Annotated in this window: 12 protein-coding genes; 7 read left to right on the top strand and 5 right to left on the bottom strand. The window is 62.2% G+C overall.

Translation table 11 applies throughout. The annotated features are described in order from the left end of the window. Positions 1–13: 13 nt before the first annotated feature. Entirely contained in the window at positions 14–415 is a 402-nt protein-coding gene (locus AC2ISB_RS06940) for a DUF2177 family protein (protein WP_406720903.1), read from the bottom strand. Positions 416–481: 66 nt separating this feature from the next. After that, positions 482–1,546 carry a dipeptidase gene (locus AC2ISB_RS06935; RefSeq protein WP_486574543.1) on the bottom strand — a complete coding sequence of 355 codons (1,065 nt, stop codon included), beginning with the start codon at positions 1,544–1,546 and terminating at the stop codon, positions 482–484. A 135-nt stretch (positions 1,547–1,681) separates the two neighbouring features. Here AC2ISB_RS06935 and AC2ISB_RS06930 point away from each other — a divergent pair, with 135 nt between their 5' ends. After that, complete coding sequence (locus AC2ISB_RS06930; RefSeq protein ID WP_339107513.1) at positions 1,682–2,602, top strand: LysR family transcriptional regulator; 921 nt, start codon at positions 1,682–1,684, stop codon at positions 2,600–2,602. Between the two features lie 415 nt (positions 2,603–3,017). On the opposite strand, the gene AC2ISB_RS06925 is transcribed toward AC2ISB_RS06930, so the two are convergent. From AC2ISB_RS06925 to AC2ISB_RS06915, 3 genes are all read right to left on the bottom strand, one after another. Next, positions 3,018–3,887 carry a hypothetical protein gene (locus tag AC2ISB_RS06925; protein WP_486574541.1) on the bottom strand — a complete coding sequence of 290 codons (870 nt, stop codon included), beginning with the start codon at positions 3,885–3,887 and terminating at the stop codon, positions 3,018–3,020. 144 nt (positions 3,888–4,031) lie between these two features. Continuing rightward, positions 4,032–7,139, bottom strand: a complete 3,108-nt coding sequence (locus AC2ISB_RS06920; RefSeq protein WP_406720900.1) for an efflux RND transporter permease subunit — start codon at positions 7,137–7,139, stop codon at positions 4,032–4,034. A gap of 6 nt (positions 7,140–7,145) precedes the next feature. Next, positions 7,146–8,396, bottom strand: a complete 1,251-nt coding sequence (locus AC2ISB_RS06915; protein WP_486574539.1) for an efflux RND transporter periplasmic adaptor subunit — start codon at positions 8,394–8,396, stop codon at positions 7,146–7,148. A 385-nt stretch (positions 8,397–8,781) separates the two neighbouring features. Here AC2ISB_RS06915 and AC2ISB_RS06910 point away from each other — a divergent pair, with 385 nt between their 5' ends. The 6 genes from AC2ISB_RS06910 to AC2ISB_RS06885 all read left to right on the top strand — a co-directional run bounded on the left by AC2ISB_RS06910 (position 8,782) and on the right by AC2ISB_RS06885 (position 14,034). After that, positions 8,782–9,714 (top strand): siderophore ABC transporter substrate-binding protein, encoded by a 933-nt coding sequence (locus tag AC2ISB_RS06910; protein WP_486574537.1) that lies wholly within the window; start codon positions 8,782–8,784, stop codon positions 9,712–9,714. Positions 9,715–9,729: 15 nt separating this feature from the next. Further along, positions 9,730–10,713, top strand: coding sequence for an ABC transporter permease (locus AC2ISB_RS06905; RefSeq protein WP_339107508.1), 984 nt, complete (start codon positions 9,730–9,732; stop codon positions 10,711–10,713). Continuing rightward, positions 10,706–11,713 (top strand): iron chelate uptake ABC transporter family permease subunit, encoded by a 1,008-nt coding sequence (locus tag AC2ISB_RS06900; protein WP_339107507.1) that lies wholly within the window; start codon positions 10,706–10,708, stop codon positions 11,711–11,713. Before AC2ISB_RS06905 ends, AC2ISB_RS06900 begins: the two co-directional genes overlap by 8 nt. After that, positions 11,710–12,465, top strand: a complete 756-nt coding sequence (locus tag AC2ISB_RS06895) for an iron ABC transporter ATP-binding protein (protein WP_339107506.1) — start codon at positions 11,710–11,712, stop codon at positions 12,463–12,465. Before AC2ISB_RS06900 ends, AC2ISB_RS06895 begins: the two co-directional genes overlap by 4 nt. A gap of 196 nt (positions 12,466–12,661) precedes the next feature. Next, on the top strand, positions 12,662–13,396 hold the full coding sequence (locus tag AC2ISB_RS06890) for a GntR family transcriptional regulator (protein WP_339107505.1): 735 nt from the start codon (positions 12,662–12,664) through the stop codon (positions 13,394–13,396). 122 nt (positions 13,397–13,518) lie between these two features. Continuing rightward, the gene (locus tag AC2ISB_RS06885; RefSeq protein WP_339107504.1) at positions 13,519–14,034 is read left to right on the top strand and encodes an SMI1/KNR4 family protein; all 516 of its coding nucleotides are present in this window, start codon (positions 13,519–13,521) and stop codon (positions 14,032–14,034) included. The last annotated feature ends 104 nt before the right edge of the window (positions 14,035–14,138 follow it).

Below are 14,138 nucleotides of genomic sequence, written 5' to 3'. Positions count from 1 at the left end.
GCGTTCGCGCGCCTCAGCCGATCCAGCGGGCGATCATGACGCCCGCCCAGACCGAGACGCCGGTCAGCACAGTGCCCCAAAGCGTGTCGGTGATCACCTGCTCCCACGACCAGTCGCGCATCACCGCAAGCGAGGTGAACTCATAGGTGCCATAGGCCAGCGCCCCCAGCACCGCCCCATTCACCAGCGCCTGAAGCGGCGCATCATTGCGCAGCGCAGGCAGGCTGACCAGATAGATCGCCCCCGCGACATAGGCCAGATAGAAGATCGCCGCCGGACCCATCCGGAAGGGATCGGCATAAAGATCCGAGATATGGCGGTCGAAGACCGGCTTCACGATGAACCGCAGCCCCAGAATATCGAGGCCAAGAAACACGATAGTTGTGGCGACATAGGCCGAGAGGATCTGGATCATGGGATTTCCTTTGCTATCCTCTCAGCAACGTTACGGCTGGACGATAAGTTTCGCGGGGGCCGGAATTTACATCCCCCAACTGCGCTCCAGAAGCGCCAGCCAGTTCTCATGGGCGATCTTCACCACCAGATCCTGCCCGTAGCCATGATCCAGCATCGCCTGCAGCAGCTTCGGCAGCCCCGAAACATCGCCCAGACAAGAAGGAATATCCGCCCCGTCGAAATCCGACCCCAGCCCGATGTGATCCTCGCCCAGGATCGACAAGAGGTGGTCGAGATGGCGCAGCATCTCCTCCCAGCCGCAATCGCCGCGCATCCCGTCGGGGCGCAGGACTTGCGTGGCATAATTCAGCCCGACCATGCCGCCGGTGTCCCTGATCTGATGCAGCTGGCGGTCGGTCAGATTGCGCGCTGAAGGGGTGACGGCATGGGCATTGGAATGGGTGGCCACCAAAGGCGCGTCACTCAGATGGGCCACATCGTCAAAGCCCTTCTCGTTGAGGTGGCTCAGGTCGATCATGATCTTCAGCGCATTGCATTCGCGGATCAGATCCTTGCCCGCTTGGGTCAGCCCGTCACCGGTATCGGGCGAGGAGGGATAGGCAAAGGGCACCCCATGGCCGAAGACCGTGGGCCGCGACCAGACCGGCCCCAAAGACCGCAACCCTGCCGCGTGCCAGACATGGAGCGCATCGAGATCGGAGCCAATCGCCTCGGCGCCCTCCATATGCAGAATCGCCGCGATCTTTCCGGCGGCTATAGCGGCGCGAATCTGGGCGGATGTCCTGCAAATTTGCAGATCGCCCTTGCGTTCTAGCCACATCAAATGCCCCGCCTCGGCCAAGGCCACATTCACCGCCTCAGTCATCGGCAGCATCGGCGGCAGATCAAGGCAATAGGGCGGGGTATCCATTGCGGCAAACATCTGGCCCAGATCGCCGGACATGGGCGAGGGCGTGTAGATCGCGAAGAAGCCACCTGCAAAATTGCCGGCCCGCGCGCGCGGCAGGTCGATATGCCCCGTTCCGTCCTGCCCGTTCCATATCTCCTCCCGCCTGAGGGGGTGGTTCAGGAGGCGCAGTAGAAAATCATTATGGCCGTCAAATACGGGAATCTGTGGCAAAACGGACATCTTTGTCTCCGTCGAAGAGGGGCTGGACGCGGCAAGAGCGGGGCAGGCCTGTCCCGACTTGCCCCTTGAGTCGCAGTCAACACCCGTTCGCCGGACAGGAAAAGACCTGCCTGCGACAAATTGACATGCATATATATGCAGAGCTATCTTGCAGATATGCAGCATGAATTCGACTGGAATGATCTGAAGTTCTTTTTGGCGCTTTACAGATCCAAACGCATGGTGATGGCCGCGCATACGCTCGGCATCGACCAGACCACAATCGCACGGCGTGTGCGCCAGCTGGAGAAATCCATTGGCGCGCAGCTTTTCACCAAGACCCCCGAGGGCTACGAGATCACCCCTGCGGGCGAGCGTATCCTGCCCTTGGCGCTGGAGGTCGAGCGTGCCACAGGACGGGCGCGCGAAGAGATCGGCGGCGAGGCGGGGCAGCTTTCGGGGACAGTACGGGTCGGGGCACCTGACGGTCTGGGCATCCACTTCGTGGCGCCGGTGCTGACGCGGTTTCAGGAAGACTATCCCGATATCCAGATCGAGCTTCTGGTGCGTTCGCGGACATTCCGGCTGTCGCGGCAGGAAGCTCATCTAACGTTTTCAATGGCTTTGCCAACATCGGGGCGACTTCTGGCACGGCGGATGACGGAATACCACTTGGGGTTTTATGCCTCGCGCGATTATCTCGCGCAGCATGGTACCCCCAAGACACTGGAGGATGTGAAGGACCATAACTATGTGGGCTATGTCGACGAGCTGCTGCCCACCGATGCCATGCGCTATCAGGTCGAGCTGGGCATCACCAATCCCGTGCTCTTCGGGTCGAACTCCATTCTGGCGCAGCGCGAGGCGATCCGCGAAGGCGCGGGGATCGGGGTTTTGCCCGCCTATGTCATCCATGACGACCCCGATCTGGTACCGATCCTTGCACCGCGCCATGTGCTCAAACGGACCATGTGGATCTTGTCGCACCAGTCGACGGAAGATCTGGCAAGGGTGCGGCTTGTATCGGAATATTTGCAGAACGCGACCCGCGCATCACGGGCGCGCTTTGTGTTGTGACGCAAGGTTTCGGGCGCAAAAACCGGCTTTTCTTTCCGTTAGGTAAATCAGATTAAGTGACGAACATCTCTGGACGTGCCCCTCGGCATCTGTTTCAAAGTTGATACACGGTTCGGACCTGTCGTGCTTGGGTCCGGATCGAGTGGGAGGAACGACAATGATGCCGGATTTGTGCTGGCTCTCGGGGAGGGGAGTTGGTGCGTGGTTCTAGGACCTTCGGTGTGATTGCTGTGGATCTGCAAGGCAGGTCATTAAGGACCGTATCGTGCCCCTGATCGGGGAGGACAGGCGCGGCGCGATACGGTCCGTTTTTTTCCAGACATCAGGTTAGCGTCATGTTTCTTCGCGCAGGTCCCCTGACCTTGCGCGTTTTTTGCATATGTCGGTGTCGGTGTAGGGGCGACGCCTGGGGGCGTTACCCCGGGAAGATGCGCGCCATCTCGCGGTCGAATTTGGCCCAGCTCATCGTAGCCTTATTGCCCGCATAGCCATCATAATGCGACTGCCCGTTCGAGGTTGGCAGCCCCGCCCAGATTTTGGCAAGATTGTTCATGAAGCGTCTGCGCGTCAGATCCCCCGCCAGAAGCTGGCTCAGCCCCGCCTCTTCCAGCAACAGATCGGCAAGCCTGTCCTGTACATTGGGGCTGAAACGTACCTCTGGCCCCAGTTGCAGGCTGGCGGCCAGACGCCGCAGCGTGGTGGGAATGAACTGGTAGCGCCCGATGGCATGCGGCTGTCCCGGCGTGGCTTCGATCCATGCGTAGATTTCGCCCAGCGTCATCTGGCTGGGCACGCGGGCGGGGCGGCGTTTGGCCCCGTATTGCACCGCATCATAGCCCATCGGGCCCGCCTCGGCCTGTGCAATCAGATGGCGGATCCATTCGGCCTCGGACGAGCCCTGCCGCAGGAAGGGGGCCATAGAAGCGATCGGGGCTATAGGGTCGGGCAGGGCCTGCGGAGAAAGACCCCGCGGGGACAGGGCGCGGGGGCGGGCGGGGCTTGGTGCAAAGAAGCTGCTGCCCTGCGCGCCGGTAAACAGGCTGCCGCTGCTGCTGGCACCGGTCGGGGCGGGGGCGCTGTCCTCGCGTGGCAGGCTGGCCAGTTGCACCAGAGGCTGGGCGGCTTGCTTGCGTGTTTGCAAGGCGGGGATCAGGGCCTGCGAGCGTTCGACAAAAGCCCCCTGCGCGGCCAGAAGCGAAACCGGCTGCGCTGTGGCGGACGAGGCCGCACCCCCCGCAGCAAGAAGCAGGGACAGGACGATAGGCAAGGGGCCGTTCTGGCGCATGAAGAGATCCCGAAGCTCTGGATGTCCCTTCCTCTTTGGCAGCGAGATCTTCAGAATTCGTTTATAGCGGCGCCATCTTCGGGTCGCGCCATGAAAAAGGCTCCGGACATGCCGGAGCCTTGATCTTGTTCGGGCCGGGCGGGCCTAGAGCCGTTCCTTACGCGCGCTCCGGTCCGCCAGTTTGCGGATCAGCACATAGAAGCTTGGCACAAGGAACACACCGATAAAGGTGGCGGCGATCATCCCGCCCAGCACGCCGATGCCGATGGCATTCTGGGCCGCAGCCCCCGCTCCGGACGCCCGCGCCAGCGGTAACACGCCCAGCATGAAGGCCACGGAGGTCATCAGGATCGGACGCAGACGCATCTTCGCGGCCTCGATCGTGGCTTCATAGAGCCCCTTGCCCTCGGCTTCGAGATCCTTGGCGAATTCCACGATCAGGATCGCGTTCTTCGCGGCAAGCCCCACTGTGGTCAGCAGGCCCACCTTGAAGTAGACGTCATTCGACTGGCCGAAGAACTTGGCCGCCGCCAACGCGCCCAGCACCCCGATCGGCACCGAGAGCATGACCGAGAAGGGGATCGACCAGCTTTCATAAAGTGCCGCAAGGAACAGGAAGACCACCAGAACCGACAAGGCGTAAAGCATGGGGGCCTGATTTCCTGACTGGCGTTCCTGATAGGACATGCCGGTCCATGCGGTGGCATAGCCGCCATCCATATCGGCCACCAGTTCCTCCATCGCGCTCATGGCCTCGCCCGAGGAATAGCCCTCGGCCGCGCTGCCCTGCACCTCGATGGCCTGAGTGCCGCCATAGCGCGACAGCGACGGGGCCACGCTTTGCCAGCTGGTGGTCATGAAGGCCGAAAACGGCACCATGTCCCCATCGGTATTGCGTGCATACCATTTGCCGATGTCTTCGGGCTGCATCCGCCATTGCGCATCGCCCTGCACGATCACCGGATTGAGGTTGCCATCCTGATTGAAGTCATTGACCTGACTGGAGGCGAAGATCGTCGAGAGCATGGAGTTGATCGCCGAGATGGTCAGCCCGAAGCTTTCCGCCTTCTGCTGGTCCACATTGATCTTCAGCGCCGCTTCGTCATCGTTGTTATTGACGCGTACCGCCGTCAGGCGCGGGTCTTTATTGGCGGTTTCCACAAGGGTGTCGGCCGCCTTGCGCAGCGTGTCGATGCCGGTATTGCCCTGATCGACAAGATACATCGAGAACCCGTTCGAGTTGCCAAGCCCCTGAATGGCGGGCGGCAGCAGGAAGATGATCTGTCCGGCGCGGCTGGCACCGAACTTGCCCATCGCCCGACCGGCCAGCGCGGATGCGGCGGCATTGGCGTCGGTGCGCTGGTCGAAATCCTTCAGCTTGGCAAAAAGCAGCGCATTGTTCTGCCCCGTGCCGGTGAAGGAAAAGCCCAGCACCCCGAAGGTCGAGACCACGATGTCTTTCTCGTCATTCAGCAGGTAGCTCTCGACCTGTTCCATGACATCGCGCGTCTGGGCCTGCGTGGCGCCTTCCTGCAGGGTGATCATCACCATCACCGCCCCCTGATCCTCTGTCGGCAGGAACGAGCTGGGCAGGGTCTTGTAAAGCACCACCACACCGGCAATCGCCGCCGCCAGCAGCGCCAGCGCAATCACCGGCGCTTTCAGGAGCTTGGTGACCGCACCGGTATAGAAATGGTTCATGCGGTCGAAATTGCGGTTGAACCAGCGCGCCGGAGCAAAGCGCGCCGCGCCGTGGCTTTTCTTCAGCATGGTGGCGCAAAGCGCGGGCGTGATGATGATGGCCACCACAGCCGACAGGATCATGGCCGAGATGATCGTCACCGAGAACTGCCGATAGATCACCCCCGTCGACCCCCCGAAGAAGGCCATTGGCAGAAACACCGCCGACAGTACCAGCGCGATGCCCACCAAGGCGCCCACGATCTGCCCCATCGATTTGATGGTCGCCTCCAGAGGCGAGAGATCGTCCTCTTCCATCACACGTTCGACGTTTTCCACCACCACGATGGCGTCATCGACCAGCAGGCCGATGGCCAGCACCATAGCAAACATGGTCAGCGTGTTGATCGAATAGCCAAAGAGCGACAGAATCCCGAACGCCCCCAGAAGCACCACCGGCACCGCGATGATCGGGATCAGGGTGGCGCGCCATTTCTGCAAGAAGACCAGAATGACCAGCAATACCAGACCGATGGCTTCAAATAGCGTATGCTCCACCTTGCCGATAGAGGCCTCGACAAAGGGCGTGGTATCATAGGCATAGCGCACCTCGACACCGGCGGGCAGGCTTTTGGCGATCTGGTCGATCTGCGCCCGCACAAGGGTTGCGGTATCCACGGCATTCGCGCCGGTCGCCAGATTGACCGCGAAACCCGAAGCGTTCTGCCCGCTGAAGCGCGAGCGGGTGCCGTAATCTTCCTGTCCCAGAACCACGCGCGCCACATCGCCCAGAAAAACGGTGCCGCCGCTGCTATCGGTCTTCAGCAGGATATTCTCGAACTGTTCGACCGTGCTCAGTTGGCTCTGGGCGGTGATCGTGGCGGTGAAGGTCTGGCCTTCGGTGGTCGGTTGCGACCCCAGAGAGCCGACCGAGACATTGGTGTTCTGCGCCTGAACCGCGTCGGTCACATCGGTGGCGGTGAGGTTGTACTGGCGCAGTTTCAGCGGATCGAGCCAGATCCGCATCGCATAGCCCGACCCGAAGGAGTTGATCGAGCCGACCCCCTGCACCCGCTGCACGGGGCTTTCGATCCGGTTGGCAACCATATCGCCGAGCTGGATCTGGGTGTAGCGGTTATCCGTCGAGACCAGCGCCGCAACCATCAGGATCGAGGTCGAGGACCGGCGCACCGTCAGGCCCTGCTGGGTGACCGAATCCGGCAGCTGGCTTTCGACCTGACTGATCTTGTTCTGCACATCGTTCTGCGCATCGATCGGGTCGATGGATTCATCATAGGTCAGCGTGATGCTCGACCGGCCTTCGGAGCTTTGCGAGACCATATACAGAAGCCCGTCCAGCCCCGTCAGCGCATCTTCCAGCGTTTCGGTGACCGAGTTCTGCACGGTTTCCGCCGTCGCACCGGTATAGGTGGCCTGAATGCGCACGGTCGTCGGCGCGATCTCGGGATATTGTGCCACCGGAAGCTGGCTCAGCCCAAGCGCCCCCGCCAGCATGATCGTGATGGCGATGACCCATGCGAAAATGGGGCGGTGAATGAAGAAATTGACCATCAGCCCTTACTCGCTTGCCGCGCCGGAGGCTGCGCTCTCTGCCGGTGCCTCTGTGGTAGGGGTCCCTGTGGCAGGGGTCTCCTGCACCACGCCTTCCTTGTCGATGGTGACAGCAACAGTGCTGACCTCGGCGCCGTTTTGCAGCTTCATCAGCCCGTCCACGACCAGCTTGTCACCATCCTTGAGCCCGTTGGTGACGATCCACTGGTTCTGGTAGGAGCCATGCGTGGTCAGCGTGACCTGCTCTGCGGTGGAGGTGTCGCCGACGATATAGGCGGTCAATGTGCCGTCGCTGGCACGCGAGGTGGCGTTTTGCGGGATCAGGATCGCCTTGGAGGTGCCCAGCGTCATGGTCACGCGCAGGAACTGGCCGGGCAGGATCTTGGCATCGGGATTGTCGAATTGCACACGGTAATCAATGGTGCCGGTTGTGTCGGACACCACCGAAGACGGGGTGATCAGCTTGCCGTCACGGGGATAGGGTTCGCCGGTCTCCAGCGTGACCGTCGTCTGCACGTCGGAATTCAGCTTCAGGATGCCCGCCTCGACCAGATCCCGCGTGCGCTGCATCTGGGCCGAGCTTTCGGACACATCCACATAGATCGGATCCAGCCGCGTGACGGTGGTCAGCGCATCTGTCTGGTTGGCGGTGACCAAGGTGCCGATCGAGGTTTCGGGCACCTCTACGATGCCGTCAATCGGACTTTCGATCGAGGTGCGGTCCAGATTGAGCTGCGCCGTCTGCAGGCTGGCCTGTGCCGATTTCAGCGTGGCCTTGGCCGAAGCCAGCGTCGAGGCGGAATCTTCCAGCGTGGTCTGCGTCACCCCGACATCGCGGATGCGGTTATAACGGTCATAGGTGGATTGTGCCGTTTCGACAGCGGCCTGTGCGGATGCGACAGAGGCTTCGGCTGCGGCAAATTCTGCCTCGTAAGTATCTGGTTCGATGGTAAAAAGGACGGTGCCCTTGGGGACGAACGCGCCGCGCTGATAGGGAATCGAGGTGATCACCCCCTCGACGCGCGGGCGGATATCGGCCTGCTCATAGGCCACGGCGCGCCCCGGCAGGGTGACGACGAAAGGCACGTCGCTTTCGGCGACGGTGATCACGCCGACCTTCTGGGGGCCTTGTGCGGGGGCGGCCTGTGCCGCAGCGGGGACCGCCGAGACCAGCACTGCGGAGGGGGCGCAGACAAGCCCGAGCACAAGAGCGAGTGCGGTCATCGAAAAGGTGGGGGAAGAAATGACGTTCGGCACGGGTCCTGTCTTTCGTTTCTTATGGGCTGGGGGGGCACGGAGCATGCCGGAGACGGGCAGATATGGCCGCGCGGCCCCGGAAAGAGAAAATGTGAGCAAACTGGGCAGATCGATGCTGCATGAATTAACCTACAATATAGAACCCGACAGTTTGTATTGGGAATTCTGACAGAGGGGTCTGCGGATAAACGCACAATAGCGTGAAATCCGCGCGACGCCACGCCCTTAATTCCGTTATCCGACTATTTTTATCGGCATTGGTCTGGACGGACCTGCCAAGCTCGCTTAAGTGAGGGTCGAACCGCCGGTAACGGCGCGGGAGTCAGGTCCGTATTTTGCCCGACCTCCCGACGCGCGGGGGCGGTTGGACAATCAGGAGCCTGAGATGACATTCACGAAGTCCCTATCTGTTCTGGGCCTTGCCCTGCCTTTGGCGCTGGCCCCCTTGGCACAGGCCTTTGCCGCCGATGTGTCGGTAGAGACCGCCCGCGGGGAGGCCACGGTTGCGGCCAAGCCCAAGACGGTTGCGGTTTTTGACATGGCGGCGATGGATACGCTGGATGCCTTGGGTGTCACCCCCGCTGGACGTCCCGACAAGACCTATCTCAAGCGCCTCTCGCATCTGCAAAGCGCCACCCCTGTGGGCACGTTGTTCGAGCCCGATCTGGAGGCGCTGGCCGGTCTCAACCCCGATCTGATCATTGTGGGCGGGCGGTCCTCGACGAAATATGACGAGGTTGCGCAGGTTGCGCCGACCATCGATATGACCATCGGCACCGATATCGTCAGTGAAAGCCGTGCACGGCTGAAAGCCTATGGCGAGATCTTCGGCCTGCAGGATAAAGCCAAGGCGCTGGATGCGGCGCTGGAGACCAAGCTGGAGAAAGTGCAGGCCGATGCCAAGGGGCAGGGCGATGCGCTGGTCGTGATGACCAATGGTCCGAAAATCTCGGCCTTCGGTCCGGGCTCGCGGTTCGGCTGGATCCATCAGGCAATCGGCATGGCTCCTGCGGCCAAGGATCTTTCGGTGGCGCCGCATGGTGATGCGATCAGCTTCGAATTCATTGCCGAAACCAATCCCGAATGGATCTTCGTGGTGGATCGCGGTCAGGCGATCGGCGCGGATGAACAGAAAGCCTCCGACACGCTGGACAATCCGCTTGTGGCACAGACCTCGGCGGCCAAAGAGGGCCATATCGTCTATCTGAATGCTTCCGATGCCTATATCGCCGGTGGTGGTTATCAGGCGATGATGGAGATGCTGACCGAGGTCGACAAGGCCTTCGAGGCGTCTTCGGCGAAAACCTCCGCAAACTAAGGCGGTAACGGCACCATGTCCCGCACGAAGACACTTCTGGCCTGTGTGATGGCGATTGTGGTGCTGTCGGGCCTCTCCGTCTGTATCGGGGCGGCCCGCATGGATCTGGCCGATCCGTCGGGGATGCTTGTGCTGACCGTGTCACGCATCCCGCGCACGCTGGCGGCTTTGCTGACCGGCGCCGCGCTGGCGGTGGCGGGGGTGGTGATGCAGCAGATCGTGCGCAACCGCTTTGTCGAGCCGGGCACAGCCGGAACTGCCGAAAGCGCCGCGCTGGGGATCTTGCTGACCTCGATCTTCTGGCCCGACAGCCCGATCTGGGCCAAGATGCTGGCCGCTGCGGTGGCGGCGTTGCTGGGGACATGGCTCTTTGTGAAGATGATCCGCAGGCTGCCGCCGCGCGAGGTGCTTCTGGTGCCGCTGGCGGGGATCGTGCTTTCGGGCGTGATCGGGGCGGCGGTGATCTGGGTCGGCTGGGAAGCCGACATGATGCAATATATCGCGGCATGGCTGATGACGGGCGAATTTTCCGGCGTGATTGCGGGGCGCTACGAATTGCTCTGGATTGCCGGTGCTGCCGCTGTGGTGGCCTTTTTCGCTGCGGACCGTTTCGCCATTCTGGGTCTTGGCCCCGAAGCGGCCACCGCCTTGGGGCTGAGCCCGCGCGCGGTCATGCGGCTGGGGCTGGTGGTGGTGGCCGTGGTCACCGCGATGGTGGTGGTCTCTGTCGGTATGATCCCCTTTGTCGGGCTGGTCGTGCCCAATATCGCGGCGCGTCTGATGGGCGATAATCTACGCAAATCCCTGCCGGTTGTGGCCCTTGGCGGGGCGGGGCTTGTGCTGGCCTGCGATATTCTGGGACGCCTGATCGTGGCCCCTTACGAAATTCCGGCGGGCACGATTTTGGGGGTGGTCGGGGCGCTGGTCTTCCTGTGGCTGCTCTGGAAACCGCAGCGTCCCAAGCGGCGTAAACCTGTGCCGGAGAACGCGAATGTCTGATCTGGCTCTCTCCGATCCGCGCAGGTCCCTGACCCGATGGCAGATCCTGCGCGCGCCCGTCCTGTGGCTGTCGCTGCTGTTGCTGGGGGCTTGCGCGATCTGGCTTTTTCAAGGGTTAACAGGAAATTACCAGTTTATCCTCATGCTGCGTCTCAAGAAGCTTTGCGCGCTTCTGGCGGTGGGCGCGGCGGTGGCGGTCTCCACGATCGTGTTCCAGACGGTGTCGGCCAACCGCATCCTCACCCCCTCGATCATGGGGTTCGACAGCCTCTACGCGCTGATCCAGTCGCTTCTGGTGGCGGGGCTCGGGGTAACAGGCTTTGCCATGCTGGGGGCGACGCCGAAATTTCTGACCGAGACGCTGCTGATGACGCTGCTGGCGTTGATGCTGTTTGGCACCTTGCTGCGGCGCGGGGCACGTGACATCGCGCGAATGATCCTGACGGGGGTGATCCTTGGTACGCTGTTTCGCGCAGGGGCAAGCCTTGTGGGGCGGCTTCTGGACCCCAATGCCTATGCCACTGTGCAATCTGTGACATTTGCCAATTTCTCGCGCGCGCAGACCGATGTTCTGGGGCTGGGCGGCGCCATAACGGTGCTGGCCTGCCTTGCGGCATGGTGGATCGGGCCGCGGCTTGACATTCTGGGTCTGGGGCGTGACCGCGCCATCGCGCTGGGGCTGCGCCACGGGCGCGTGGTGATCGGGGCGCTTGTGCTGGTGGCGGTTCTGGTGGCGGTCTCGACCGCGCTGGTCGGGCCGGTGGCCTTTTTCGGGCTGATCGTGGCGGGGCTGACCCATGCCATCGCGCAACGCCATGCGGGGGGCGCGCGCCATCGCTATCTGATCCCCGTGTCGATGCTGGTGGCCATGACTATTCTGGTGGTTGGCCAGACCCTGTTTGAGAGGGTGGCCGGACAACAGGCCACGCTGTCTGTGGTGGTCGAATTTCTGGGCGGCCTCTTCTTCCTCTATCTTCTGCTGAAAGGCAAAATCCGATGATCCGTGTGGAAAACCTCTCCTATCAGATCGATGGAAACGCGATCCTGAGCGATGTCTGCTGCACCATTCCTTCGGGGCAGGTGACGGCGCTGATCGGGCCGAACGGGGCGGGCAAGTCCAGCCTGCTCAAGCTGTTGGGCCGGATCGAGACATTGCAGACGGGGCGGGTGCAGATCAACGGTCTCGATCTGGCACAGACGCATTCGGGGCGGCTTGCGCGCGAGCTGTCTTTCATGAGCCAGAACCTTGCCGTGGCCTCGCGGCTGCGGGTGCGCGAGCTTGTGGCCTTCGGGCGCTGGCCGCATTGTCATGGGCGTCCCGGTCCGAAAGATCTCGAGATCTGCGAGACGGCGCTGCGCAATTTCGACCTTCTGGGGTTGGCCGACCGTTTTCTGGACGAGCTGTCGGGCGGGCAGGCGCAGCGGGCGCATCTGGCGATGACCTTCGCACAGGACACGCCCTGGATGCTGCTGGACGAGCCGTTGAACAATCTCGACATGGCGCATGCGCGCGCGCTGATGAGGCGGCTGTCGGATCTGCGCGATGCGGGGCGGTCGGTGGTGATCGTGCTGCATGACCTCAACCATGCTGCCGCTTGGGCCGATCATCTGATCGCAATGAAGAACGGCCGGATCGTGGCCGAAGGCGATGCGGACGAGGTGATCACGCCGCAGACGCTGGCGGCTCTTTACGAGACCGATGTGCAGGTTCTGCGCTATGCGGACCGCCCCTTGGTGCTGCACCACATCTAGCAAGCGGGTTTGTCCGTATTCTGCACGGCTTTTCGGCAGTTTTGGTCCGCAAGGCCCGCTATCGTCATGAAAAATTCCGAAACCGCATGAAAATCGGCGGTTTCTATTTGCCTGTCTCGCCTTCCCCCTAGATTTGCCCTATCCGCAGGCCAGCGCCGGAATGTCCGGTCTTGGGGCCGGCCTTATAGGGGTAGGAATGAACGACAAGAAAAAACAGGCCCTTCCGTCCGGTGTCGCGGCCTCGTCTGTCAAGGGCGGAACGCCTGTCACGAAAGCCGAGGCGGGCGATCATCTGGTCGAGAAAATCGCCCGCGAACTGAGCGCCGCGATCCTGTCGGGCGCGTTGAAACCGGGCGAGAGGCTGGCGGAATCGGCCATCGCCCGCCGGATGTCGCTCTCGCGTGCGCCGGTGCGCGAGGCGCTGCGCCTTCTGGAACGGTCGCGTCTGGTGGATTACCGCGCCAATCGCGGATTTATCGTGCACCAGATGGATCTTGCCGAGATCGCGGCGCTTTACGATCTGCGGATCGTCATCGAGACGGCGGCGATCCGGCGGCTTGTGGCGCGCGAGGACCCCGATCTGGCCGATCAGCTACGCCACCAGCTTGATCTTCTATATGGTCTGTCGGGCACGGGGGTGGCGCGGTCGCGCTCTGTCGATGCCGATCTGGAATTCCATCGTCTGATCTGTCGGCTCTCGGGCAATCCGCGGCTGGCAGAGGTGTTCGAGCAGATCGCCAATGAGGTGAAGCTGTGCATCAACCAGACCGGACGTGTCGAGGATGGTCCGCGCCGGATTGCCGCCTCGCATGAACATATCCTGACCCGTGTGATTGCCGCCGACCCCGAGGGAGCGGCGGCGGCGCTGACCGATCACCTGCGCGAGGCCGAGGCGATGATGCGGCAGCTTTTCGCCCGCGCTGCGGAATAGGGGCCGCGGAATGTTTGCGGGTTTTTACGTGAAAAGACATAGCTTGCTGCGGGCAGGCATGCGATCCTGTCCGGGATGTTGGCCCGGGCGCTGGACGCTATCGGGGCAACCGAGGGGAAGCCATGACGGATGACGATTTCATCACGAGGATCGGCGAGATCCTCCTTGCGGCGGGCAAACAGCCTGCGCCCGAGGTTCTGAAGCTGTGTGACAGCCAGTTGGCCGAGGCCGAGGCGCGCATTGGTATGGTGCCGCCGATGCTGTTGCTCAAGCTCTATCGCGGGATTTCCAATGGGGGCTTCGGGCCGTTTCTGGGCCTTCTTGGGCTGGGGGGCGGCGCGACCGACAGGGCGGGCCATACTGCCGATCGTCTGCACCAGATTTACGCCGATCCCGACGATGGCAATCCCGCCCGTGACTGGCCGGTAGGGCTGTTGCCGATTTGCGAGGAGGATGGCGGGCAGTATATCTGTATCGATTGTTTCGACGAGAGTCTGCATCGATGGTGCCCCGAGCATTGGGACCAGAGCCTGCCGCCGCAATCGGCGATCCTGCCGCTTGATCTTGATCTGCGCGACTGGCTGGGGGCGTGGATATCCGGTCTGGCGGCCCCCGCCACGACAGAGCCGCTGCCGTAGGAACGGTCCCTTTCCGGCGGCTGCCGGAACACGTTTGTCGAAAGTCGGCATCTTCGGAAAGCACCCCAAGGGTTTCAACCGGCCCGGCCTCCGATGGGCGGTTT

The organism is Thioclava sp. NS-SX20 (assembly GCF_057380695.1).
Note: the sequence above shows the minus strand (reverse complement) of the source record. Positions and strands in the feature narration are given on the sequence as shown.

Bases quoted from the DNA above. Each gene is read 5' to 3' on its own strand.
- AC2ISB_RS06940 (WP_406720903.1), bottom strand. From the start codon at position 415: ATGATCCAGATCCTCTCGGCCTATGTCGCCACAACTATCGTGTTTCTT.
- AC2ISB_RS06925 (WP_486574541.1), bottom strand. From the start codon at position 3,887: ATGCGCCAGAACGGCCCCTTGCCTATCGTCCTGTCCCTGCTTCTTGCT.
- AC2ISB_RS06885 (WP_339107504.1), top strand. From the start codon at position 13,519: ATGACGGATGACGATTTCATCACGAGGATCGGCGAGATCCTCCTTGCG.
- AC2ISB_RS06895 (WP_339107506.1), top strand. From the start codon at position 11,710: ATGATCCGTGTGGAAAACCTCTCCTATCAGATCGATGGAAACGCGATC.
- AC2ISB_RS06930 (WP_339107513.1), top strand. From the start codon at position 1,682: ATGCAGAGCTATCTTGCAGATATGCAGCATGAATTCGACTGGAATGAT.
- AC2ISB_RS06905 (WP_339107508.1), top strand. From the start codon at position 9,730: ATGTCCCGCACGAAGACACTTCTGGCCTGTGTGATGGCGATTGTGGTG.
- AC2ISB_RS06910 (WP_486574537.1), top strand. From the start codon at position 8,782: ATGACATTCACGAAGTCCCTATCTGTTCTGGGCCTTGCCCTGCCTTTG.
- AC2ISB_RS06935 (WP_486574543.1), bottom strand. From the start codon at position 1,546: ATGTCCGTTTTGCCACAGATTCCCGTATTTGACGGCCATAATGATTTT.
- AC2ISB_RS06890 (WP_339107505.1), top strand. From the start codon at position 12,662: ATGAACGACAAGAAAAAACAGGCCCTTCCGTCCGGTGTCGCGGCCTCG.
- AC2ISB_RS06920 (WP_406720900.1), bottom strand. From the start codon at position 7,139: ATGGTCAATTTCTTCATTCACCGCCCCATTTTCGCATGGGTCATCGCC.
- AC2ISB_RS06900 (WP_339107507.1), top strand. From the start codon at position 10,706: ATGTCTGATCTGGCTCTCTCCGATCCGCGCAGGTCCCTGACCCGATGG.